This window comes from Variovorax sp. P1_H12_2 (genome assembly GCF_056405335.1).
Genome location: NZ_JBFUCI010000066.1, coordinates 1 through 20,509, shown reverse-complemented (window position 1 = coordinate 20,509; position 20,509 = coordinate 1). Strand labels below are relative to the sequence as shown.

Annotated in this window: 19 protein-coding genes and 1 pseudogene; 10 read left to right on the top strand and 10 right to left on the bottom strand. The window is 67.6% G+C overall.

Annotated elements, in window-relative coordinates; genetic code table 11:
* Together AC1D2K_RS09595 and AC1D2K_RS09590 are read left to right on the top strand one after the other, a co-directional pair.
* On the top strand, window positions 1–1,019 hold a 1,019-nt coding region (locus AC1D2K_RS09595), incomplete at its 5' end, for a TRAP transporter large permease (RefSeq protein ID WP_478088300.1).
* Between the two features lie 44 nt (window positions 1,020–1,063).
* A complete protein-coding gene (locus AC1D2K_RS09590) occupies window positions 1,064–2,068 on the top strand; it encodes a TRAP transporter substrate-binding protein (protein ID WP_478088298.1) in 1,005 nt (334 codons plus the stop codon).
* 53 nt (window positions 2,069–2,121) lie between these two features.
* On the opposite strand, the gene AC1D2K_RS09585 is transcribed toward AC1D2K_RS09590, so the two are convergent.
* Window positions 2,122–2,559, bottom strand: coding sequence for a YciI family protein (locus AC1D2K_RS09585; RefSeq protein WP_478088296.1), 438 nt, complete (start codon window positions 2,557–2,559; stop codon window positions 2,122–2,124).
* A gap of 221 nt (window positions 2,560–2,780) precedes the next feature.
* Here AC1D2K_RS09585 and AC1D2K_RS09580 point away from each other — a divergent pair, with 221 nt between their 5' ends.
* Window positions 2,781–3,698: a ketopantoate reductase family protein gene (locus AC1D2K_RS09580; RefSeq protein WP_478088302.1), complete on the top strand. Its 918-nt coding sequence runs from the start codon at window positions 2,781–2,783 to the stop codon at window positions 3,696–3,698.
* Window positions 3,699–3,706: 8 nt separating this feature from the next.
* On the opposite strand, the gene AC1D2K_RS09575 is transcribed toward AC1D2K_RS09580, so the two are convergent.
* Together AC1D2K_RS09575 and AC1D2K_RS09570 are read right to left on the bottom strand one after the other, a co-directional pair.
* Window positions 3,707–4,258 (bottom strand): OmpA/MotB family protein, encoded by a 552-nt coding sequence (locus tag AC1D2K_RS09575; protein WP_478088295.1) that lies wholly within the window; start codon window positions 4,256–4,258, stop codon window positions 3,707–3,709.
* A 379-nt stretch (window positions 4,259–4,637) separates the two neighbouring features.
* Window positions 4,638–5,339, bottom strand: coding sequence for a TetR/AcrR family transcriptional regulator (locus tag AC1D2K_RS09570; RefSeq protein ID WP_478088293.1), 702 nt, complete (start codon window positions 5,337–5,339; stop codon window positions 4,638–4,640).
* A gap of 175 nt (window positions 5,340–5,514) precedes the next feature.
* Between AC1D2K_RS09570 and AC1D2K_RS09565 the strand changes: the two genes are divergently transcribed.
* From AC1D2K_RS09565 to AC1D2K_RS09555, 3 genes are read left to right on the top strand one after another with little or no spacing between them, the layout of a single operon-like run.
* Window positions 5,515–6,318 (top strand): SDR family NAD(P)-dependent oxidoreductase, encoded by an 804-nt coding sequence (locus tag AC1D2K_RS09565; RefSeq protein ID WP_478088291.1) that lies wholly within the window; start codon window positions 5,515–5,517, stop codon window positions 6,316–6,318.
* A 42-nt stretch (window positions 6,319–6,360) separates the two neighbouring features.
* Window positions 6,361–7,485, top strand: a complete 1,125-nt coding sequence (locus tag AC1D2K_RS09560) for a DUF5938 domain-containing protein (RefSeq protein WP_478088290.1) — start codon at window positions 6,361–6,363, stop codon at window positions 7,483–7,485.
* A 49-nt stretch (window positions 7,486–7,534) separates the two neighbouring features.
* A complete protein-coding gene (locus AC1D2K_RS09555; protein WP_478088287.1) occupies window positions 7,535–9,097 on the top strand; it encodes an acyl-CoA synthetase in 1,563 nt (520 codons plus the stop codon).
* 42 nt (window positions 9,098–9,139) lie between these two features.
* Here the strand turns inward: AC1D2K_RS09555 and AC1D2K_RS09550 are convergent, their stop codons facing one another.
* Window positions 9,140–9,718 carry a DNA-3-methyladenine glycosylase gene (locus tag AC1D2K_RS09550; RefSeq protein ID WP_478088285.1) on the bottom strand — a complete coding sequence of 193 codons (579 nt, stop codon included), beginning with the start codon at window positions 9,716–9,718 and terminating at the stop codon, window positions 9,140–9,142.
* A gap of 152 nt (window positions 9,719–9,870) precedes the next feature.
* Between AC1D2K_RS09550 and AC1D2K_RS09545 the strand changes: the two genes are divergently transcribed.
* Both AC1D2K_RS09545 and AC1D2K_RS09540 read left to right on the top strand, forming a co-directional pair.
* Window positions 9,871–10,062, top strand: a complete 192-nt coding sequence (locus AC1D2K_RS09545) for a hypothetical protein (protein WP_478088282.1) — start codon at window positions 9,871–9,873, stop codon at window positions 10,060–10,062.
* Window positions 10,063–10,123: 61 nt separating this feature from the next.
* Complete coding sequence (locus AC1D2K_RS09540) at window positions 10,124–10,597, top strand: GAF domain-containing protein (RefSeq protein WP_478088280.1); 474 nt, start codon at window positions 10,124–10,126, stop codon at window positions 10,595–10,597.
* A gap of 73 nt (window positions 10,598–10,670) precedes the next feature.
* On the opposite strand, the gene AC1D2K_RS09535 is transcribed toward AC1D2K_RS09540, so the two are convergent.
* From AC1D2K_RS09535 to AC1D2K_RS09525, 3 genes are read right to left on the bottom strand one after another with little or no spacing between them, the layout of a single operon-like run.
* Window positions 10,671–11,648 (bottom strand): tripartite tricarboxylate transporter substrate-binding protein, encoded by a 978-nt coding sequence (locus AC1D2K_RS09535; protein ID WP_478088278.1) that lies wholly within the window; start codon window positions 11,646–11,648, stop codon window positions 10,671–10,673.
* Between the two features lie 29 nt (window positions 11,649–11,677).
* Complete coding sequence (locus AC1D2K_RS09530; protein ID WP_478088276.1) at window positions 11,678–13,021, bottom strand: alpha/beta hydrolase family protein; 1,344 nt, start codon at window positions 13,019–13,021, stop codon at window positions 11,678–11,680.
* Window positions 13,021–15,771: a tannase/feruloyl esterase family alpha/beta hydrolase gene (locus tag AC1D2K_RS09525; RefSeq protein ID WP_478088274.1), complete on the bottom strand. Its 2,751-nt coding sequence runs from the start codon at window positions 15,769–15,771 to the stop codon at window positions 13,021–13,023. The genes AC1D2K_RS09530 and AC1D2K_RS09525 overlap by 1 nt, the downstream gene beginning before the upstream one ends.
* Window positions 15,772–15,890: 119 nt before the next feature.
* Between AC1D2K_RS09525 and AC1D2K_RS09520 the strand changes: the two genes are divergently transcribed.
* The gene (locus AC1D2K_RS09520; protein WP_478088272.1) at window positions 15,891–16,811 is read left to right on the top strand and encodes a LysR family transcriptional regulator; all 921 of its coding nucleotides are present in this window, start codon (window positions 15,891–15,893) and stop codon (window positions 16,809–16,811) included.
* Window positions 16,808–17,812, top strand: a pseudogene (locus tag AC1D2K_RS09515) (Bug family tripartite tricarboxylate transporter substrate binding protein). The gene AC1D2K_RS09520 and the pseudogene AC1D2K_RS09515 overlap by 4 nt, the downstream one beginning before the upstream one ends.
* Window positions 17,813–17,947: 135 nt before the next feature.
* Here AC1D2K_RS09515 and AC1D2K_RS09510 read toward each other — a convergent pair.
* From AC1D2K_RS09510 to AC1D2K_RS09500, 3 genes are all read right to left on the bottom strand, one after another.
* A complete protein-coding gene (locus tag AC1D2K_RS09510) occupies window positions 17,948–19,240 on the bottom strand; it encodes a DUF3422 family protein (RefSeq protein ID WP_478088270.1) in 1,293 nt (430 codons plus the stop codon).
* A 125-nt stretch (window positions 19,241–19,365) separates the two neighbouring features.
* The gene (locus tag AC1D2K_RS09505; protein ID WP_478088267.1) at window positions 19,366–20,118 is read right to left on the bottom strand and encodes a hypothetical protein; all 753 of its coding nucleotides are present in this window, start codon (window positions 20,116–20,118) and stop codon (window positions 19,366–19,368) included.
* A gap of 189 nt (window positions 20,119–20,307) precedes the next feature.
* A partial coding sequence (locus tag AC1D2K_RS09500) for a hypothetical protein (RefSeq protein ID WP_478088265.1) occupies window positions 20,308–20,509 on the bottom strand: 202 nt, incomplete at its 5' end.

The following is a 20,509-nucleotide window of genomic DNA, read 5'->3' as shown; positions in this document are numbered from 1 at the left end:
ATGTGAAAGGCGGCCTGGGCTACGTGACCATCCTGGCCGGGTGCCTGCTGTCGGCGTTGTCGGGCTCGGCCGTGGCCGATGCGGCGGCCTTGACCGCCCTGCTGCTGCCCATGATGGTCAGCGCCGGGCACGACAAGGCGCGCTCCGGCGGGCTGATCGCCGCCACCGGCGTCATCGGCCCCGTCATTCCGCCGAGCATCGGGCTCGTGATCTTCGGCGTTGCGGCCAATGTCTCCATCTCCAAGCTGTTCCTGGCGGCCATCGTGCCCGGCCTGCTGATCGGTGCCGCCCTGTGGCTGACCTGGGCCTGGCTGGTGCGCAGCGAGAAGATCGTTCCGCCGCCGCGCAAGTCGGGCGTCGACATCTTGCGGGCGTTCCGCCAGGCGCTGTGGGCGCTGTTCCTGCCGGTGATCATCCTGGTCGGTCTGCGCATGGGCGTCTTCACGCCGACGGAAGCGGCCGTGGTCGCCGCGGTGTATGCGCTGTTCGTCTCGACGGTGATCTACCGCGAACTGCGCTGGAAGGACCTGTACGCCATCTTCGTCAATGCCGCCAAGACCAGCGCGATCGTGATGTTCCTCATCGCCGCGGCGATGGTCAGCGCGTGGCTGATCACGGTGGCCGATCTGCCGTCGAAGGTCGTCGGGCTTCTGGAGCCCTTCATGGGCAGCAAGATCCTGCTGATGTTCGCCATCATGGTGCTGGTGATGATCGTCGGCACCGCCATGGACATGACGCCGACCATCCTGATCCTGACGCCGGTCCTCATGCCGATCGTGAAGGCGGCGGGCATCGACCCGGTCTACTTCGGCGTCCTCTTCATCATCAACAACTCCATCGGCCTGGTCACGCCGCCCGTGGGGACCGTGCTCAACGTGGTCGCCGGGGTGGGACGCATCTCGATGGACGACGTCACCAAAGGCGTGGTGCCTTTCATGATCGCGGAGTTCGTGATCATGTTCGTGATGGTGCTGTTCCCGTGGCTGGTCATCTGGCCGGCCAGATGGCTCGGCGCCTGACACCCGCCACGCCCGCTTCACTCAAACCGACAGGAGACACTCACATGAAGATTCGCATCTGGAAGACGTTGATCGCTGCCGCCGCGATGTTGGCAATGGCCAGTGCCGGCGCGCAAATCAAGGAGCGCACATTGAAGTTCGCGTTCCAGAACCAGACGGGCCACCCGCAAGCGCAGGGCGCCCAGAAGTTCGCCGACCTGGTGTCTGCGAAATCGGGCGGGCAGATCACGGTCAAGCTGTTCCCCGGCGGTACGCTCGGCGGTGACCTGCAGACCGTGTCGGCGCTGCAAGGCGGCACGGTCGAGATCACCGTCTTGAACGCCGGCATCCTCGGCGCACAGGTCAAGGAATTCGCTGCCTACGACTTCCCTTTCCTCTTCAACAACGGGCAGGAGGCCGACGCGGTCACTGACGGGCCCTTCGGCCAGAAGCTGTTCGGCAAGCTGGAGGACAAGGGCCTGCATGGCCTCGGCTACTGGGATCTCGGCTTTCGAAACCTCACCAACAGCAAGCGCCCGATCGCCAAGGCGGACGACATCTCGGGCCTGAAGATTCGCGTGATCCAGTCGCCGATCTACGTCGACCTTTTCAGCGCCCTGGGTGCCAATGCCACGCCATTGCCGTTCCCGGAGCTGTATTCCGCGCTGGACCAGAAGGCGGTCGACGGCCAGGAGAATCCCAACACGGTGATCCTGTCGTCCAAGTTCGCGGAGGTTCAGAAATACCTCACGCAGACCCGCCACATCTACAACCCGCAGGCACTGATCGTCAGCAAGAAGACCTGGGACGGCATGAGCGAGCAGGAGAAGAAGATCATCGCCGACTCGGCCACCGAAGCCACCACCTTCCAGCGCCAGGCATCGCGCGGCGCGGCCGACAGCGCGCTCGAGGCGCTCAAGAAGGCGGGCATGACGGTGACCGAACTGCCTCCGGCGGAAATGGCCAAGCTGCGCGAGAAGGTGAAGCCGGTCATCGACAAGTACACCGCGTCGGTCGGCGAAGCGACCGTGAACGAACTCATGGCCGAGATCGCCAAGGCCCGGAAGTAGCAAGACGCCTCAGGCCGCGCCGGCGCGGCCAGCCGAGGCGCCGCGGGTGGCCGTCAGCGGGGCTTGTTCGCCGCGCCTTCGGTCTCGGCGCGCAGCCGTTCTTCCTGGGCCCGCAGTTCGGGTGTGAGTTCGGCGCCGAAATCGGCGGCCTCGAACAGCGGGCGAATCTCGATCTCGGAGTCGCCCGGCATGGGGTTGGGGCAGCGCCTGGCCCATTCGACGGCCTCCTCCATCGACTGGACCTGCCACAGCCAGAACCCGGCGACGAGTTCCTTGGTTTCCGTGAACGGCCCGTCGATCACGGTCCGCTGGCTGCCCGAGAAGCGCACCCGTTTGCCGCGGACGCTCGGGTGCAGGCCTTCGCCCGCGAGCAGCACGCCGGCCTTGACGAGTTCCTCATTGAAGTTGCCCATGGCCGCAAGCAGCTCCGTGCTGGGCATCTCTCCGGCCTCCGACTGGCTCGTGGCCTTCACCATCACCATGACACGCATGATCATTTCTCCTTGAGTGGTTGTTGAACCGCACGGCCCTGAAGTCGATTCAGGATAGACGGCGGCTCTGACACTACGTCGAATCGGGATCGCCGAAATCGACACCACTTTGAAATAATTTGTGCCCGCGCAGGCGCCCTCCCCGGCTCGATGCGAACGGTACGATGCGGGCGGCAGGCCGCGCTCGCGCGATGCCGCAACACCGGAGCAAGAACATGGGAATCCGAATTGCCGTGATGGGCGCAGGCGCCGTAGGCTGCTATTACGGCGGCATGCTGGCCCGCGCCGGCCATGAGGTGGTGCTGATCGGCCGGCCGGCGCATGTCCAGGCCATCGGGCTCGCCGGCCTTCGGCTCGAGACGGGCAGCTTCGACGAGCACGTGCAACTCTCGGCCAGCACCGAAGCCGAGGCCGTGCGCGGCGCGCAGACCGTGCTGTTCTGCGTCAAGTCGACCGACACCGAATCCGCCGCGGCGCAGCTGCGGCCGTACCTGGCGCCCGATGCGATGCTGCTCGCGCTGCAGAATGGCGTCGACAACGCGGACCGCCTGCGCGCGGTGCTTCCCGGCCACATCGTCGCCGCCGCGGTGGTCTATGTCGCCACCGAGATGGCCGGCCCGGGCCACCTGCGGCACCATGGCCGCGGCGAGCTCGTCATCGAGCCGTCGAGCGGCAGCGAGGCGGTGGCGCGCATGTTCATCGCGGCCGGTGTGCCCACCGAGATCTCGGCCAACGTGCGCGCCTCGCTGTGGGTCAAGCTGATCCTCAACTGCGCCTACAACGCCCTGTCGGCCATCGCGCAGTTGCCGTATGGCCGGCTGGTGCAGGGCGAAGGCGTCGACCAGGTGATGCGCGATGTGGTCGCCGAGTGCGTCGAGGTGGCGCGGGCGGACGGTGTCGCGCTGCCCGCCGACATCGAGGCCGTGGTACTCGGACTGGCCGCCACCATGCCCGCGCAGTACTCATCGACGGCGCAGGATCTCGCGCGCGGCAAGCGCAGCGAGATCGATCACCTCAATGGGTACGTGGTCCGGCGCGGCGCAACGCTGGGCGTCCGGACACCTGCCAATCGCGTGCTGCACACGCTCGTGAAGCTGATCGAAACCGCGCGGCCTGCGTACGGCCTCGATCAGGCCTGAAGCGCCGGCTACGGCCGGCTGGCGGCCGAGATGACGATCTCGACGCGGCGGTTCTTGGCTCTGCCCTGCGGCGTGTCGTTGGGGGCCACCGGGCGCGACTCGCCGAAGCCCTGCGCCGAGATCGAGTTCGGCGGCACGCCCTTCGAAGTGAGGAAGCGCACGACATCGTCCGCCCGCGCCGAGGACAGCTCGAGGTTCGACGGGAAGCGCCGCTTCAGGTCCGGACCGATCGGCACGTTGTCGGTGAAGCCTTCGACCACGATCTGCTGACCCGGCAGGTTGGACAGGGTCGGCGCGATCTTGGCCAGCGTCTGCTCGCCCTTGGCGCCGAGGGTCCAGCTGCCTTCAGGGAACAGGATCTCGTTGACCATCGTCACCTTGAGCTGGTTCTGCAGCTGCGTGATCTGCGCCTGGTCGGCGCTGAGTTCGCCCGAGAGCTGCTGGCTGAGGGCCGAATACGCGTTGGCCTTCTGGACCTCGGTGTTGTAGGTCTGCTTGCTGACGCACCCTGCGGCCAGCACGACGGAACACAGGACCAGGATGAACTTGTTTGATTTCATGATTTTTTCTCGCTCGTGGTTGAACAGTGCACCGGACCTCGCAGACGGCATGCCGGCAGGAGCAGCAGCCGCCGCACCCTCGCGCGATGCTAGGACTGCCCTCGGGCGCTGCCTATCCGAGTGCACACGGACGACCACGTACGTGGCGCCGGTCTCGATCTGCCACCAGGTGTCGACAATCGGACAACGCCGTTCACAGACCACTTCGTAGCGCCAGGCCTCGGGATTGATCGGTTCGCCGTTGGCTGGTATAGAAAATGGTGAAGTGGCGTTTGTCGATAATCTGCCAGAAACGCCCGCGTCGGGATATCCGGGAGCGGCAACCGGCAGCAACTCGGCATCGTCGACCTGACGGCAGGCCCGGCGAGGCCGTGCAGCGCTAACTGGCCGACGCTGCGCTCGCGCGCGCCTTCGGGCGCCGGGTCGGCACGCGGCCGGCAACGCGACGAACCCCCATGAACAACTGGTCGATCGACCGACGCACGTCTTCCTGCATCGCGGCGACGGCCTGCGTGTCTCCCGACAGGTGCCTGAGCAGGCCCTGCTGGAAGAGGCCGTCGAACAAGGCGTAGGCCGCTGAAGGCGGCAGGCCGCAGGGTCCGCCCGCGAGTTCGGCGAAGCGGCTCATGACACGCCAGATCATGTGTTCCAGCCCCTTGTCGAGTTCGGCGACGTCGGCGCGAAACGCTTCCTCGAACAGCGCCTGGGCCCGCAGGTCGTACCACAGGCGGTGCAGCGGCGCCTCGTCGCGCAGCGTGGCGCCCAGCGCCTCCACGAAGCCGGTCATCAGCTGGTCGTAGCTGGTCGCCGTGGCCGTGACCTCGTCGTAGCGCGTGACGCAGCGCGCCTTGTAGCGCCGCACGCTGCAGATGATCAGGTCGAACTTGTCCTTGAAGTAGTAGTGCAGCACGCCGTGCGAGAACTCCGAGTTCTGCGCGATCTCGCGCAGGCTGCTGCGGGCGTAGCCCAGCGCGGCCAGCGTGGTCAATGCGGCCTCGCCCAACTCTTCGCGGCGCTCGGCGAACTTGTCGACCCGCGCCCTGGACACCCTCTGCGCGCGCTTTTCCTGTTGTGACGTCATCTTCTGCTCAGTGATTTCAAACCATAGCACGGCACCCATTCGCTCTCTGGCGAACGTCGCGCGCCCAATCATTCTAGAGAATCTTGACAGTCGTCCAATAAAAGCTTGACAGTTGGATAGACGACTTTCTACGATGCCCTTTCCATCTCGACCCACACCTATCAGGAGACAAGCGATGGCCAAGTTCGATCTGAAAGGGCGAAAGGCCCTGGTGACCGGTGGTGCGCGCGGTATCGGCGCCGGCATCGCCGAGGCGCTGGCGGCGGCCGGCGCGGCGGTGATGATTGGCGACGTTCTCGCCGACCTGGGACGGGAGACCGCGGCCCGGCTCTCGGCCTCGGGCGCCCAGGTCGGCTTCACGCCCCTGGACGTGACGCAGGACGAGGACTGGGCCAGCGCCGCCGCGGCCACGGTCAAGGAACTCGGCGGCTTCGACATCCTGGTCAACAACGCCGGCATCGAGATCACCTCGCTGGTGGTCGACGTCGAAGCCGCCGATCTGCGGCGCATGCTGGAAGTCAACGTGGCCGGCAGCCTGCTGGGCATGAAGCACGCATTCCGCGCGATGCGCCCCGGCGGCAGCGCCGGCAAGGGCGGCGCGGTGGTGAACATCTCGTCGGTGGCCGCGACCATCGCCTTCCCGGCCATCGCCGGCTACTCCGCCACCAAATCCGCCGTCGACCGCGCGACCCGCGTGGCGGCGATGGAGTCCGGCAAGCTGGGCTACGGCGTGCGCGTGAACTGCATCTACCCGGGCCTGGTGCCCACCGACATGGGCATGAAGCTGGCCGGCGACATCGTGGCCGCCGGTCTGGCGCCCAGCGTCGAGGCGGCCGTCGGCGACGTGATCGGGCAGACCCCGCTGGGCCGTCTCGGCGAGGTCGGCGAGATGGCCGATGCCGTGGTCTTCCTGTGTTCGGACGCCGCGCGCTTCATCACCGGCGCCGGATTGCCGGTCGACGGCGGCATGGGCATGTGAGCCCCGCCCGCATTCCGCAACCCCAACGAAGGACGAGACATCATGAGCAGCAGCAAGAAACCCGTGGTGGTGTACGGCGCATCGGGCTACACCGGTCGCCTGGTGTGCGAGTACCTGCGCGAGCTGAACATTCCCTTCATTGCCGCCGGCCGCGACAAGGCGCGCGTGCAGGCGGTGATGGACAAGATCCCGGGCATCGAGACGGCCGACTATGAAGTCGTGGGCGTCGAGCACAACGTGGACGCGCTGACCGAACTGTTCCGCGGCGCCAGGACGGTCAGCAACATGGTGGGGCCGTTCATCAAGTACGGCCATGAGGTGGCCGAGGCCTGCCTGGCCGCCGGGTGCCACTACACCGACACCACGGGCGAGCAGGACTGGCTGCTGGAGGCCCAGGAACGCTGGGGCCAGAAGTTCGCCGACAAGGGCCTTCTGCTGTCGCCCGGCGTGGCGCAGATGTACACCACGGGCGAAATCGCGGCCCACATCTGCCTCGAAACCCCGGGGGTCGACACGCTGGACATCCTGGTGCTGTGGAAGGGGCTGCCGACCTACGCCTCCACGCAGACCATCTTCACGATCCTGAAGGCCAAGTGGTACTACCTGGAGCAGAACAAGTTCGTCGAGTGGCCGCAAAGCACGCACTACGAGGTGGTGGTTCCGGGCCAGCACCTGCCGGCGCTGGTGACGCCCTGGGCCGGCACCGCGCACCCGGTCTGGTTCAGGAACGACCCGCGCGTGGCCAACTGCAAGGCCCTCGGCGGCGTGTTCGCGCGCGAGGTGATGCAAGGCTTCGTCGCCACGCAGAAGATGTACGAAGAGCAGATCGCGCCGCTGCCGCCCGAGCAGCGCGAGGCACAGCTCGCCAGCATCGCCGCCTCCATCCAGGCCGGCATGCCGCCGCGCGAGAACCCCCGGGTCAACATTTCGCTCGACTCGGTGTATGGCTCCGGCCCGCTGGCGCGCGTGCATTGCGTGATCCACGGCAACTGCAACTACAAGCAGACCGGATTGCTGCAGGCCCATGCGGCCTATTCGCTGCTGCAGCAGCCGCCCAGGCGCGTCGGCTTTGCGTCCGCCTGCCAGGCCTTCGGGCATCGGGAACTGCTGGGCGTGCTGCAGAGCTTCGGCCTGGTGATGGAACCCGTGCTGACCGTCCATCGATGAAACGCCGGCGCCGGGGCCGCGGCCCGGCGCCACTGCTGGAGGGCGCCCCATGCGTCTGATCGACTATCTGGACAAGGGCGCCTCGCTGGGCCCCTCGGCCGCCTGCCTGCGCATGGGCGACACACGCCTCACGTACGCCGACGTGCAGCGCCTGAGCTGTCGGGTCGCACGCGCGCTGCAGCGCAGCGGCGTCGAGCCGGGGGCCAAGGTGGCGGTGCTCTCGGGCAACGACCCGATCGCGTTCGCCTGCGTGTTCGGGCTGTCGCGCGCCGCGGCCGTGTGGTGTCCGATCAACCCGCGCAACGAGGCGGCGGAGAACCGCTTCGTGCTCGATGCCTTCGACTGCACCTGCCTGATCTTTCACAGCCACTATGCGCCGCTGGTCGAACAGATGCGCGCGGGCCTGCCCCGGATCACCACGCTGGTGTGCATCGACCAGGCGCTGGCATGGGCACCTTCGCTGGACGCGTGGCTGGCGGATGCGAGCGACGCGCCGCTCGAGATACCGGTCGTGGACGACGTCGCGATGATCGCCGGCACCGGCGGCACCACCGGCCAGCCCAAGGGCGTGATGCTGTCCGGCCGCAACCTGGAAAGCATGTCCGCGCTGACCCTGATGGGCTATCCCTTCGAGGGCCGCCCGGCCTACCTCGCACTGGCGCCGCTGACGCATGCGGCCGGCGTCCTCTGCCTGCCGGTGATGGCACTGGGCGGCGAAGTCGTGATCATGCCGAAGCCGGACCTGGGCGAGTTCCTGCGGCTGATCGCGCACTGCGCGATCACGCACACCTTCCTGCCCCCCACGCTGATCTACATGCTGCTGCAGCATCCTGACCTGGCCACGACCCGGCTCGAGTCGCTGCAGTGCTTCTGGTACGGGGCGGCGCCGATGTCGGCGGCCCGGCTGGAAGAGGCGCTGGTCAAGATCGGACCGGTCATGGCGCAATTGTTCGGGCAGACCGAGGCGCCGATGATGATCTCGATGATGGCGCCCAGGGACCACTTCAACGCCGACGGCAGCGTGGCGCGCCAGCGGCTGGCTTCCGCCGGACGCCCGGGCCCCCTGGTGCAGGTCGCCGTGATGGACAAGGACGGCGCGCTGCTGGCGACCGGCGAGACCGGCGAGATCGTGGTGCGCGGCTCGCTGGTCATGCTCGGCTACTACAAGGACCCGCAGGCGACGCAGGAGGCGTCGCGCCACGGCTGGCACCACACGGGCGACATCGGCCATCTGGACGCCGAAGGCTTCCTCTACATCGTGGACCGCGCCAAGGACATGATCATCTCGGGCGGCTTCAACGTCTACTCGGCCGAAGTCGAGCAGATCCTGCTGCAGCACCCCGACGTGCAGGACGCCGCGGTCGTCGGCCTGCCCGACGAGAAGTGGGGCGAGCGCGTCGTCGCCGTGCTCCAGTTGCATCCGGGCCGCACGGTCGACGCCGACGAGGTCAAGGCCTTCGTGAAGGCGCGCATCGGCAGCGTCAAGGCCCCCAAGCAGATCGAGATCTGGCCCGAACTGCCGCGCTCCAAGGTGGGCAAGGTGCTCAAGAAGGAGGTGCGGGCGGCGCTGATGGYGCGCCTGGACGACCCCATCGCACGAGCAGGACGATGACGATTTCGCGCAAGGTGTTCATGGCCGGCGCGTGGCGCGCCGTCAGGGCTTGAACGGTTTGCTGAGATAGCGCGAGCCTTGGACGCCGAAGCGCCAGGGCTGCGCGATCGCCTTCGAGATGCCGATGCGCGGACCCACCGCGATCGGCAACGGCGGCTGGGCCTCGGGCGCCGCCAGCAGCTCGAAGGGCGGCGCGTCGAGCGCCCTGCCATAGAAGCTGGCGTCGATGCCCAGCGCCTGGCCGACCCGGCCGGGTCCGGCGCACAGCAGCCGGGGCGCGTCGAGCCCGCGGCGCTCGYGCATGCGGGCGATCCCGTGCGTCGGCTCGATGGCTCGGATCAGCACGCCGGCGCCGTGCCCGGCTTCGCGGCAGACGAAGTTGAGGCACCAGTGGATGCCGTAGGAGCGATAGACGTAAGCGTGACCGGGCGGCCCGAACATCGCTGCGTTGCGCGGCGTGAGGCCGCCGAAGCAATGCGAGGCGGGATCTTCGCGGTCGTAGGCCTCGGTCTCCACGATGCGGCCGCCGACGCCATCGACCAGCAGCGTGACGCCGATCAGCAGGCGCGCAACCTCGTGTGACGGCGCTCGGAAGTCGATGGGTGTCGGGGCGGTCGGCATGCTGTCGTGAAGCTGTGAGCGGCCATCGTAGCGTCAGGCGCCGGTGACCGCGCATGCTCGGGACTACCCCGGGGCTGCGTCGTACCCAAGGGCGATGCAGGCCATGCCCTCCAGTCGTTTGTATCGAATTGTGCCCGGGTAAAATGACGCCCATGTCCGACACCCAACTCACCCAGGATGGTCTGCGCTACGTCAAGAAGGCGCCAGGCTCCCTCATCACAACGCCGCGAGCCGAATCCATGATGTCATGCTTCAAGTGCGGGAAATTCGTGCTTCGCACCGCGCTGACGTCGCGCCGCTTCCTTGGCAAGAACCATCTGGTCTGCGCGCCGAAGTGCGGATAGGCAGCAGCCCGCCCGCGACGCTTCGCTCGTGCTCCCGAACGGCGGCAACGCATCATCTCGCATGACCTCGGTCCAGGTCTTGAACGACTTCTCGCAGATCCTCAAGACGCAGGGTCTTGCGGGTGGTCTCGCCTATTTGAACGACAGCGTGCCCCATCGCTACACCGCGGTCTACAGGTTCGCTGGCCTCGTTCTGAAGAACGTCTGTCTGCATGACGCGCTGGGCAAGAGGCAGCCGGCATTCTTGTCCGCGCTGCCGCTCGACAAGAGCCTCGGCCAATTCATCAGGCCCGGCACTCCCTTCAGAACCAACAATTCTTCAAATGACCCGCGGCTCGCAGGACACGCGTACGAGGGGACTCCGTTCAATCTGATTTCCTACCACGGCACCGCGCTCGTAGCGCCGAGTGGTCATTTGTGGGGGATCCTTTGCCACTTCGATCTCTCGCCGGTTCCGCTGTCAGACGACGCTTTCGCGTTCCTTGAATCGGTCGCGCCGATCGTTGCTGCCTTTGCCGTCGATCCCCATGGGTAATCGCCAGTCGATCTGATCGAACCGGCCGCTCAGCATCTCAGTCGACTGCCATTCCGGCTTCGAGACGCTTGAATCAGTCCGCGTACACCCCCGCCGCCTTGATGACCGGCGTCCACTTCGCGATTTCGTCGGCCACGAACTTCCTGTGGCCCGCGGGCTCGATGCGGCGGTCCGTCGCAACCACGGCGCCCAGCAGTTCCTCGCGGTGGATGAAGTCCGGGTCCTTCAGCGCGACCCTGAGCGCATCATTGAGCTTCTTGGTGATCGCCGGCGGAGTTCCCTTCGGCGCATAGAGGCCGTGCCAGATCGTCACCTGGAAGTCCTTCAGCCCCGCTTCGTCGAGCGTGGGCAGGTCCTTCAGCAACGGCAGCTCGAGCCGCCTGGGCGTCGTCACCGCGAACGCCTTCACCTTGCCGGCCTGGATCTGCGGCGTGGTGTTGGTGGTCTGGTCGCACAAGAGGTCGATCTGGCCGCCGATCAGGTCAGTGATGGCGGGCGCCGTGCCCTTGTAGGGCACCGGGGTCATCTCGGTCTTGGTCGCGCTCTGGTAGAGCAATCCGCACAGGTGCGAGGCCGAGCCCACGCCCGCGTTGCCAATATCGATCCTGCCCTTGTTGGCCGCGATCCAAGTCGCCAGTTCCTTGTAGTTGGCAGCCGGAATGCCGGGCTTGGAAATCAGCGTCATCGGCACGTCGTTGACGATCCCCAGGTACTCGAAGTCGGTCTCAACCTTGAACGGAACGTTGCGCACCAGGCTGGGCACGGTCGCCATCGCGATGTGGTTCAGCAGCAGCGTGTAGCCATCGGGTGCGGCGCGAGCCACCTTGGCCGCACCAATCGAACTGCCGGCGCCGGGCACGTTGTCGATGATCACCGTGCCGCCGCCGAGCGGCTTGCGCAGCGCCTCGGCCAGGTGGCGCGCCACGCGGTCGGTGGGACCGCCAGCCGCGAAGGGCACGACGAGGGTCACGGGCTTGCCCGCGGGAAAGTCCTGCGCGTGGGCGCCGGTGGCGGCAATGGCGACTGCCGCGAGGGTGAACAGTTTCTTCATCAAGTCTCCGTCAAGGTTGGAACAAGGAATCAGGGGGTGCGGGAAGGCACCCGGGTTTCGAGCGCGGGCGGCTGCCATCCGGGCTTGATGTGGCAGCCGTTTCGGCCGTCGGTGTCGTAGCGCGCCATCAACGCGGCGCAACGCTGCGCGAGGCCTAAGGGCGTGGGCTTCTCGCCCTTGTCGATCCAGTCGAGCAGCGCGGCGAAGAGCGCGGGGTATTCCGAATCGCTCAGGTAGCTGTGCTCGCGCTCGGCGCTGAAGCTCTGCACCAGGAGGTCGCCGGTGCCGGCGGCGTCGCGGATGCGGCGGTAGGTGTTCTCCAGTTCGACGAAAGCCGTCGGGTCGTCGATCGCATGCAGCGCCACGGTCGGCAGCGCGGTGCGGCCGGTGGGCTGGCTGTCTGCCGCCAGCGCGCCCAAGGCCCGTGGATCGGCTGCGTAGCGCGCGACGCGGGCATTGAGCGCCGCGTCATCGGTCGAGCCCTGGTAGACCACGCCGATGTTGCCGAAGGGGTTCCGGCCGTTCAGGCGCTGCTGCACCAGGTCCTGGAAGAGCCAGGTCGCCCAGTTCAGGTGGCCGACCAGCGAACGTTCCTGGATCTTCACGACCGACAGGATGGTCTGGAGCCGCGCCGCCTGCTCGGGTGAGCGCTGCGCCGCGGGAAGGYCGACGCCGGTGCACTCCCTGACGCGCGCGGCGAGCTCGGCGCGCGTGAGCCTGGCGTCCATCGGCAGGCCCAGCCACAACGGGTACTGCGGTTCGTCGGAGCGCGGATGATTGCCGCAGACCTGTTGATAGACCACGCGCAGATCGAGCCGGAAGTCGTAGGCGTTGTTGCCGCCGCCGAGCACGCCGTTGGTCAGCAGCAGGCCGTCGTAAGGGCTCTTCGCGGCGCCCACCGGCGCATAGGTCTCGGCGGCTTTCGCGGCGACGCCCGCGCCGTAGCTCTGGCCGTGCAGCAGCGTGCGGCGCGGCTGGCCGAATTCGCGCACGACGATCCGGCGCAGGCGCTCGGTATCTTCGGCCGCCATGGTCACGCCGTAGCCGCCGCGGCGATAGGTCGACCCCGCCCAGGCGTAGCCGGCCTTCACGGTGACGGCCCAGCGCTTGAGGTCTTCCTCGCTGCGTTCCAGCGTCGGCGGGCCGGTCTCGGGGCCGCCGTGGGCGTGCATCACGAGCACCCGGTTCCAGTCCTTCGGGATCGCGATCCAGTAGAAGGCGCCCGCTCCGTCCTCGCCGGTGTAGCAGCGCGCGGCCTTGGGCACCGGCGCGGGGCAGGCGGTCGGCTTGGGCGCGGCAGGCGCGCCGTGCGCGGACAGCAGCGGTGCGGCGGCCAGCAAGGCGAATGCGCCGAGGCGCAGGCGCTTGTTCATCAATGGCGTACTCCGAGTTCCAGCGCCGCGTTCGCTCCCGCGGCGGACACGAATCCGAGCACGCCGCTGTTGAAGATGAAATGCCCCGGCCGGCCCGCATCGGCCTGCACCACCCCGGGCACCGGCGTGTCGGGGCTCAGCGCCGCGGTGGCGCCGCCGAGGTTCAGGGCGCTGCCGGCCACCGTGGCCTCGTGGTTCTCGCCCTGGACGCTGACCATCGCATAGCTGCCGTCGGCCGAGCCGGCCATCAGGCTTTGCTGCAGCGAGAACATGCGCAGCCCCGCATTGGCGGCCGATTCGCGCACCAGGTGCAGCGGCACCGGGCTGCCGTTCACCAGGCCGATCACCATCGAGCCGCTGAGCGTGCCGCCGCTGGTGGCGGCGCCGCCCGTCGGCGAGGTGGTGAACAGGTCGAAGGCCTTGCGCGTCGCGTTGTAGGTGATGTAGCCCTTCTCGGTCCGGGTGCAGTTGGCGTCGTAGACCATGAAGCCGCCCGAGACCGGGTCGCGGCAGTACTGGAAGGTCCCGGCGTTGCGCAGTCTGACCGATGCGGCCTGGGCAGCGGCGGCGCCCGATCCCTGCTGCACGCCCACCGCGTTGAAGATGTTCGCCACCGGGTTGAACACAGTGGGCGTTCCCGCGTTCTCGAAAGTGGTCTGGAAGGCCAGCAGCGGTGCGAAGCCGCCGCCCACGGGCGCGTTGACGCCGCCGAGCAGCACGCCGCCCGGCGCGAAGGTGAACAGCGCCCCGGCCTCGCTGCTGGCGTAGCTGCACTGCCCTTGCGCCACCAATGAACCGCTGCGCTGCGTGCCAGCGCTTCGCTGGAGGCTCGCCTCGATGGTCACGGCATAGGCCATGGTGGACGGATCGATCGCCACGCTGAGCTCTTCGCCGAAGCTGTTGCCGCCCTTGTAGGTGCTGGCCGTCGCAGGCAGGTGCGGGCAGGCCAGCGGGTCGCCGACCTCGGTCACGCAGCTGTAGTTGACGGCGGCGTCGAGGCTGCCGCTGCCGCGGTACTTGGGCCAGGCCGGGAACTGGCACAGAGGGCGCGTGCGGCCGTAGGTGCCCGCCACGGCATCGACCGCCACCCCGGTGGCGGGTGCCAGACCGCCCTCGACCCAGCCCTCGAGCGCCGCCAGCGAATCCCAGTTGGGAATGAAGCTGCCAGTGCCGTGGCCCATGCCGGGCACGGTGTAGAAGCGCACGTTCCGCGCGACCGAGTCCCGGCCCACGGTGGCGACGAGTTGCTGGTAGTAGTCGATGGTCGAATTGGGGCTGATCACCTCGTCGGCCAGGCCGTGCAACAGGATGAGCTTGCCGCCGCGCGCGAGGAAGGGCGTGAGATTCGGGTCGGTGGCGTCGGTCAGGTTCGACACCTCGGTCACGCGCGCCGTGTAGCTGCCCGGGTCCAGCGGATCGAAAGCCAGGGAGTCGAAGCCCACGCTGCGCGCAACGAAGTACTTCACCCACTGGTCGCCCGTGACGTACATGTTGGCGTCGGCCGAGGTGGCCGGATTGGCCGGCACCTTGCGCGTTCCGAGGTCGCGCGTGGTGTACGGGCCCGCGACCAGCGCGCCTTCGAGGATGTTGTAGCCGCCCGCGCGCTTCACGCCGTTGGCGAGCAAGTAGGTCGTGAAATCGAGCGGAGACTCGATGGTGCGGACGGTGGCGAGCTGCGCGTCCGACAGGCAGGCGTCGCCCGTGTCGAAGCCGCCGCTGCAGCGCAGCGAGGCCAGGATCTGCGTGTTCAGCAGCCGGCAGCTCTCCACGTTGCTCACGATGCTGTCGGCCGCGCCGTCGAGCTTGTCACAGGCCTGCATCGCGGTCTTCTGCACCAGCAGCGTCTTGGCCACGTTCATCCAGCCCGCGCCGCCGTTGCCGTAGAGCGCGCGGCCCACGGCCACGTTCGACAGCCGGGTGCCGGTGTAGTTGAGCGCGGGCTCGTTGGCGATTGCGCCGTCGTAGTCGAGCGGCCAGCGCTGGATGTAGCTGAGCGCGTCGCGGCCACCGGTCGAGGTGCCGAGGAAGTAGGCGTGCTTCGGTGGCAGGCCATAGCGCGCGAGTATCAGCGCCTGCGCGACGTCGCGCGTCTTCTTGAGCGACTGGCTGCCGTAGTTGGCAAGCTCCTCGTCGTTGGCGGCGAAGCGGCCGTCGGTGATGCTGCTCGACTGGTGGCCCGAGTCGTCGCCGTAGGTGGCGTAGCCGAGCGCCAGCGGCGCCGGCTTGTCGGCAGGGCCGAAGCGCACGGTCTCGGTGCCGTCGATCAGCCGGCCGTTGAAGCCGCCGCCGCCGAAGTGGATGGTCTTCCGGTTCCATTGCTCGGGCAAGTTGACCGCGAAGTTGATGACCGAGGCGGCCGCGTCGATCGGCTGGATGGTGCCCCGCACGCGGCAGTAGTCGCCCAGCAGATTGCCGGCCTCGCCCGCGGCCACGGGGGTGGCGCTGGTGACGGTCGCGCCCTGCGTGGGCAGGCCGATCGTCGAGGCCGGCAGGTTCTTGCCGTTGAGCTCTGCGCAAGACACCACCGGCTGCACGGGCGTGGGCGGCGGGTTGTCGGACGGCTCGTTGGCGGAGGGGGTGTTGCTGTTGGCGGCGGGCTGGGTCGTGGATGCGGCCGGGAAGAAGCCGGTGCCGCCGCCTCCACCGCCGCCGCAGGCCGCCAGAAGCAGGGATGCGCCGATCGCGGTGGCGAACGAGCGGCAGGCGCCAAGATCGGCGCGAATCATCGAGGCAGGGCGCGGTGTGCGCATGGACTTGTCTCCGGCATGCGGCCTCGAAGGGCCGCTTTTTGAATGGGCGGCCGGACGATAGATTCACGAGTGACTTCGGGTCAAATAAAATAAAGGGGCACTTCCAATATCAAAAACATATGGACATAAGAGCGCTGCGCTACTTCGTGGCCGTCGCCGAGACCGGCCACATGACGCGTGCGGCCGAGCAGATCGGCATCCAGCAGCCGCCCCTGAGCCTGCAGATCAAGGCGCTCGAGCGCGAGCTCGGCGTACTGCTGTTCAGGCGCCATCCGCGCGGCGTGGCGCTCACCGACGCGGGCCGGCTGTTCCAGGTCGAGGCGCTGCGCCTGCTGCAGGACATGGACGCCATGAAGCAGCGCATGGCGCGCGTGGCGAAAGGCCAGGCCGGCAGGCTCGCGGTCGGCTTCACGAGCTCGGCGGCGGCGCATCAATTCATGCCCGAGGCGCTGCGCGCGTTCCGACGCACGCACCCGGATGTGGAGCTGCAACTCCGCGAGGACAACGCCGCCGAACTGACCGAGGCGCTGGCGCTGGGCCGCCTCCACTGCGGCCTGCTGCGCGTGCCAGTGGCGCGCCCCGACGGGCTGGTGTTCGAGACGCTGCTGCGCGAGCCGGTGCTCGTCGCCATGCCCAGCGACCATCGCTTCGCCCTTGCGCGGCGCAAGGACTCGCGCCCGCTGCCGCTCGCGAAGCTGTGCGAGGAAGGTCTCATCCTCGTGCGGCGCCCGGGTGCGCCGGGCCTCTACGCCGAGCTGCTCGCGCTGTGCCACGCCAAGGGGCTGCGCCCGCGCGTGGTGGCCGAGGTCGACCGCATGATGACCAACCTGAACCTCGTGGCGGCCGGCGTGGGCCTGTCGGTGGTGCCGGCCTCGATGGCCGGCGTGCATGCGGCGGCCGTCGCCTATGCCCGGCTGGCCGACGGCGGCCAGCTCGACGCCCCGCTCACGCTGGTGTCCCGCGCCGAAGAAGACAACCTGCCCGCACAGCATTTCACTGCGCTGCTGCGCAGGCTCGCAAGTGGGAACCCGCGGTCATGAGCGCCGCGCTGGTGCCGCGACGCCGTCTCTTCTTGAGCGGCACGGGTGCGCTGTTCGCGGCCGCCTTTGCCGCGCCGAATTTGCTGCGCGCCGCCCCGCCCGCGTGGCCGGATCGGCCGGTGCGGCTGATCGTGGTCTACCCGCCCGGCGGTGTGAGCGACGGCATGGCACGGGCGCTGGCCGAACCGTTGTCGCAGTCGCTCGGCGTGCCGGTCCTGATCGAGAACCGCTCCGGTGCGGGCGGCAGCCTCGGCATGGGCGTGCTCGCGCGTTCGGCGCCCGACGGCTGCACGCTGGCCTTCTCCGCCATCAGCCCGCTGACGCTGCACCCGCTGCTCGCGCGCGTGTCCTACGACTCGCTGCACGGCTTCACGCCCGTTGCCGGCGTGATGCGCACACCGGTGCTGGTGGTGGGCACCCCGTCCTTCGCGGGCCACGGGTTCGGGGATCTGATCGCACTCGCGCGCAGCCGACCCGGCGCGGTGCGCTGAGCAACCTCGGGCGTAGCGACCATCGGCCACATGGTGCTGGCGCAAGTACGCATGCAGAGCCGCACCGACATCACGCACATTCCTTACCAAGGCGGCGGCCCGCAGCTCAACGATGCGCTAAGCGGGCAGTTCGAAGTGCTCTCGACCAACGTCGCGGCACAGCAGCTTCAGTACATCGAGAACGGCCGCCTCCAGGCGCTGGCCGTGGGCGCGCCAGCGCGTGTCGAGGCGTTGGCGACGGTGCCAACGCTCGCCGAACTGGGCTTCGAGCGGGCCAACCGTGATTCGTTGTTCGGGATCTTCGCGCCCGCGAGCACGCCGCCCGCGGTGGTGCAGCATCTCAATTCCGAGATCAACCGCGTGCTGCGAGGCGAAGCGCTGCGCGCGCGACTGCGCGACTCCCACAACATGCCGGCCGAAGGCAGCAGCGAAGCGTTCGCGCGGGAGATCGCCGCCGACAGGCGGCGCAACCGCGTCCTGGTCATGGGAAACCGCGGACAGTTCGACTGACCGACTCGCCATGGCAGGCCGACCCGTGCGCGGCGCGTCCTTGCGAAGCGCATCGGCGCCGCCGTCCATGAGACGCTGCCGCCGCAGTGCCACCTGGCTGCGATCGAGACCAGCCTCGACAGCGATGTCCTTGTCCTAGTGGACGAACACTCTTCGATGAAGGCGCCGCAGCGACCACCAGATGCTGAACGCAACGAAAGGAATCGCCAGTGCAGCCGAGGTTTCCGGTGACATCGGCCAGCCGATTTTCTGAGCGCCTTTGGCAAGATAGCTCACGAGGCCGACGATGTAGTAGGTAATGGCCGCAACCGAGAGTCCTTCCACGGTGGCCTGCAGCTTCAGTTGAAGGTCCTGCCGGCGGTTCAGGGCTTCCAGCAGCGCCTGGCTGCTTTGCTGCTGTTCGATCTCCACGCGAGTGCGCAAAAGATTGCTCATTCTGGAGACGCGTTGGGACAGAGAATCCTGTCGCCTGACCGCCCATTCGCAAGTTTTTCGCGCCGGGGTCAGGCGTCGGTCCATGAACTCGGCAATGCTCTGAAGACCATCCAGCCTTGCTTCGGAAATCTGCGCGATGCGCTGGTCCAGCAGCTCGAAGTAGGCGCTGCTGGCGGAAAGTCGCGAATGCGTGGCTGCATGCTGGCTCTCGGCTTCCCCGGCGAGTCGCGTGAGCCGGTCCAGCAGGACAGGTTCCGCGTCGCGGTCGGCGCTGCGAATGGCTTGCGCGAGAGCTGCCAACTCGCCTTCGGCGCTGCCCAGCGCCTCGCCTGCCTGCCGCGCCGCTGGCAATCCGAGCAGGGCCGCCATTCGGTATGTCTCGATCTCAAGGATCCGCTGCACCAGTCGCCCGAGTCGACGAGGCTGCAACTCGTTCGCGAAAAGCAAGATGCGGGAAGAGCCGTCGGCGTGGATGGCGAAGTCCGTATACACCTGCGCCTGCTCGCCCGCGACGCTGGACCCTACCAGCGTCTGCTCATTGAGCATCTCCCTGACGTAGATGTCTCCGACGCTTCCATGCTCTGAAAATACCCAGAGATCGAGGCTGCAGAGGCACTGCCCGGGAAGCCCGCTGAGCCAGTCCTGCGGCACGGCATTGATCGCGCTGGCTGGCAGGCGAGGATGGCTTGCTGGAGCTTGTTCATGCATCGTGAACGTCCAGGTGACAAATTCCGTATGCAGTTCCCAGCGCAAGCGAAGCGATCCGACTTCGACCCGCAAATGCGTGGTGTTCTCGTCAGGTGGCGTCAAATGATGGTCGCGCAACAGCCTTGCAAGATGCGCTCGACTCTGCGCGCGTTGCTCAGCGTCGGCCAGCATCACGACGTGCGCAATGCTCAAGGCGCCTGTCAGCGCCTCCGGCGGGCGGGCATGGACTTCGTTGTGCAGTTCCGCGCGCTGCGGATGCTGGGGGACGCGGCTGAGAGATGGCATGAGCGACGAGTGAGAAACCTGKCGATGCGCAGTTCAGCAAGCATACTGCGGCTGTTCGATGTGATCTGGGCGCCGACACGCTGCGCGACAAAGGGACGATGCCGGTGCGTCAACCCGGCAGCTGACTACGAGCTCTTGGCATAGGGAAGCAAGGCCTTTGCGGCTTCGATCCGCAATGCCAGGGGCGCCGTCTCGTCGTTCATGACGCCTCTCAGAAAGCGTACCGCATCGATGTCTCCTTGCTCGCACGTCTGCACTTCTGCCGCACCGGACAGCTTCGAGGTGGGCGGCTCGCGGGACTCCTCGCCTTCGATCGCGCCAAGCCGGTTCAATGCGGCTTCGAAGGCCACTTGTCGAATAGGCTCGAGCGCTCGCAGAAGCGCCGCCTGGCCTTCGACGGTCGGAGGAAAGTCCAGCCACGGTGTATCGGCGAACACTGACGCCAGATCGGGGGCGACGAACGCCGACCAGCGGTCCGGGCTGGTCTCGACGGGCGGCGCAGCCGGACATTCAGCCGTCTCGGTGATCAGACGCACCTGCGTCGCCCCGACGTCCGACAGGTAGCGTGCACGGAGGCCCCGCAAGAAAAGCGCGCCGACACTCGGCGAGATCGGCAACGCAAGGGAGAACCACAGCTGCAGCCCGTCTGTGCCAGAGACCGCAATGGCGGGGGCAGGAAGGTCGAGATCCGATTGGGTCCCCTTCCAGACTGAAGAAAGCTGTCCCCAACCCGCGGGTAGCGCCAGCTCCAGCACCACGGCTCGGATGCCACGCTGGGCCCCTGCTTGTCCGACGCCCGGGGTGGCGCCATCTGCGGCGTTCACGCCCAGTCCGTACAGGCGGTCGAGTTCAAACTGCAATGGGGTCATGCCGAGCATGCTAGTCGATGCGCGGTATGCCTATTCATCCATCGCGTGGCCGCCCCCGGCGGCTTCATCGGCCTGGAAGAATCCCGCCTCCTCGAGGTTGCGCAGAGCGATCTCGAGAATCCGCGCCGTCGTCTCGCTGAAGCAGCTCGATGGGGTCGAGCTAACGATTGTCGAAAGAGCCGATCGCCGATCGCTCGCTCAACGGGCGAAACCGCCGACAAAGGCCGCGCCGCCACCGCCCCACGTGCCCCAATCCACGTTATTCATCTCGTCGATCTGAGCCTCTCGCAGATCCTCGTTGTTCATGCGTTGTTGATATCGCATTTCCTGGTAGACCGAGTACTGGGCCGAGTTGCCGACCAGCGCCATTCCATTTGAGGAATCGCGCATCACGTAGTAG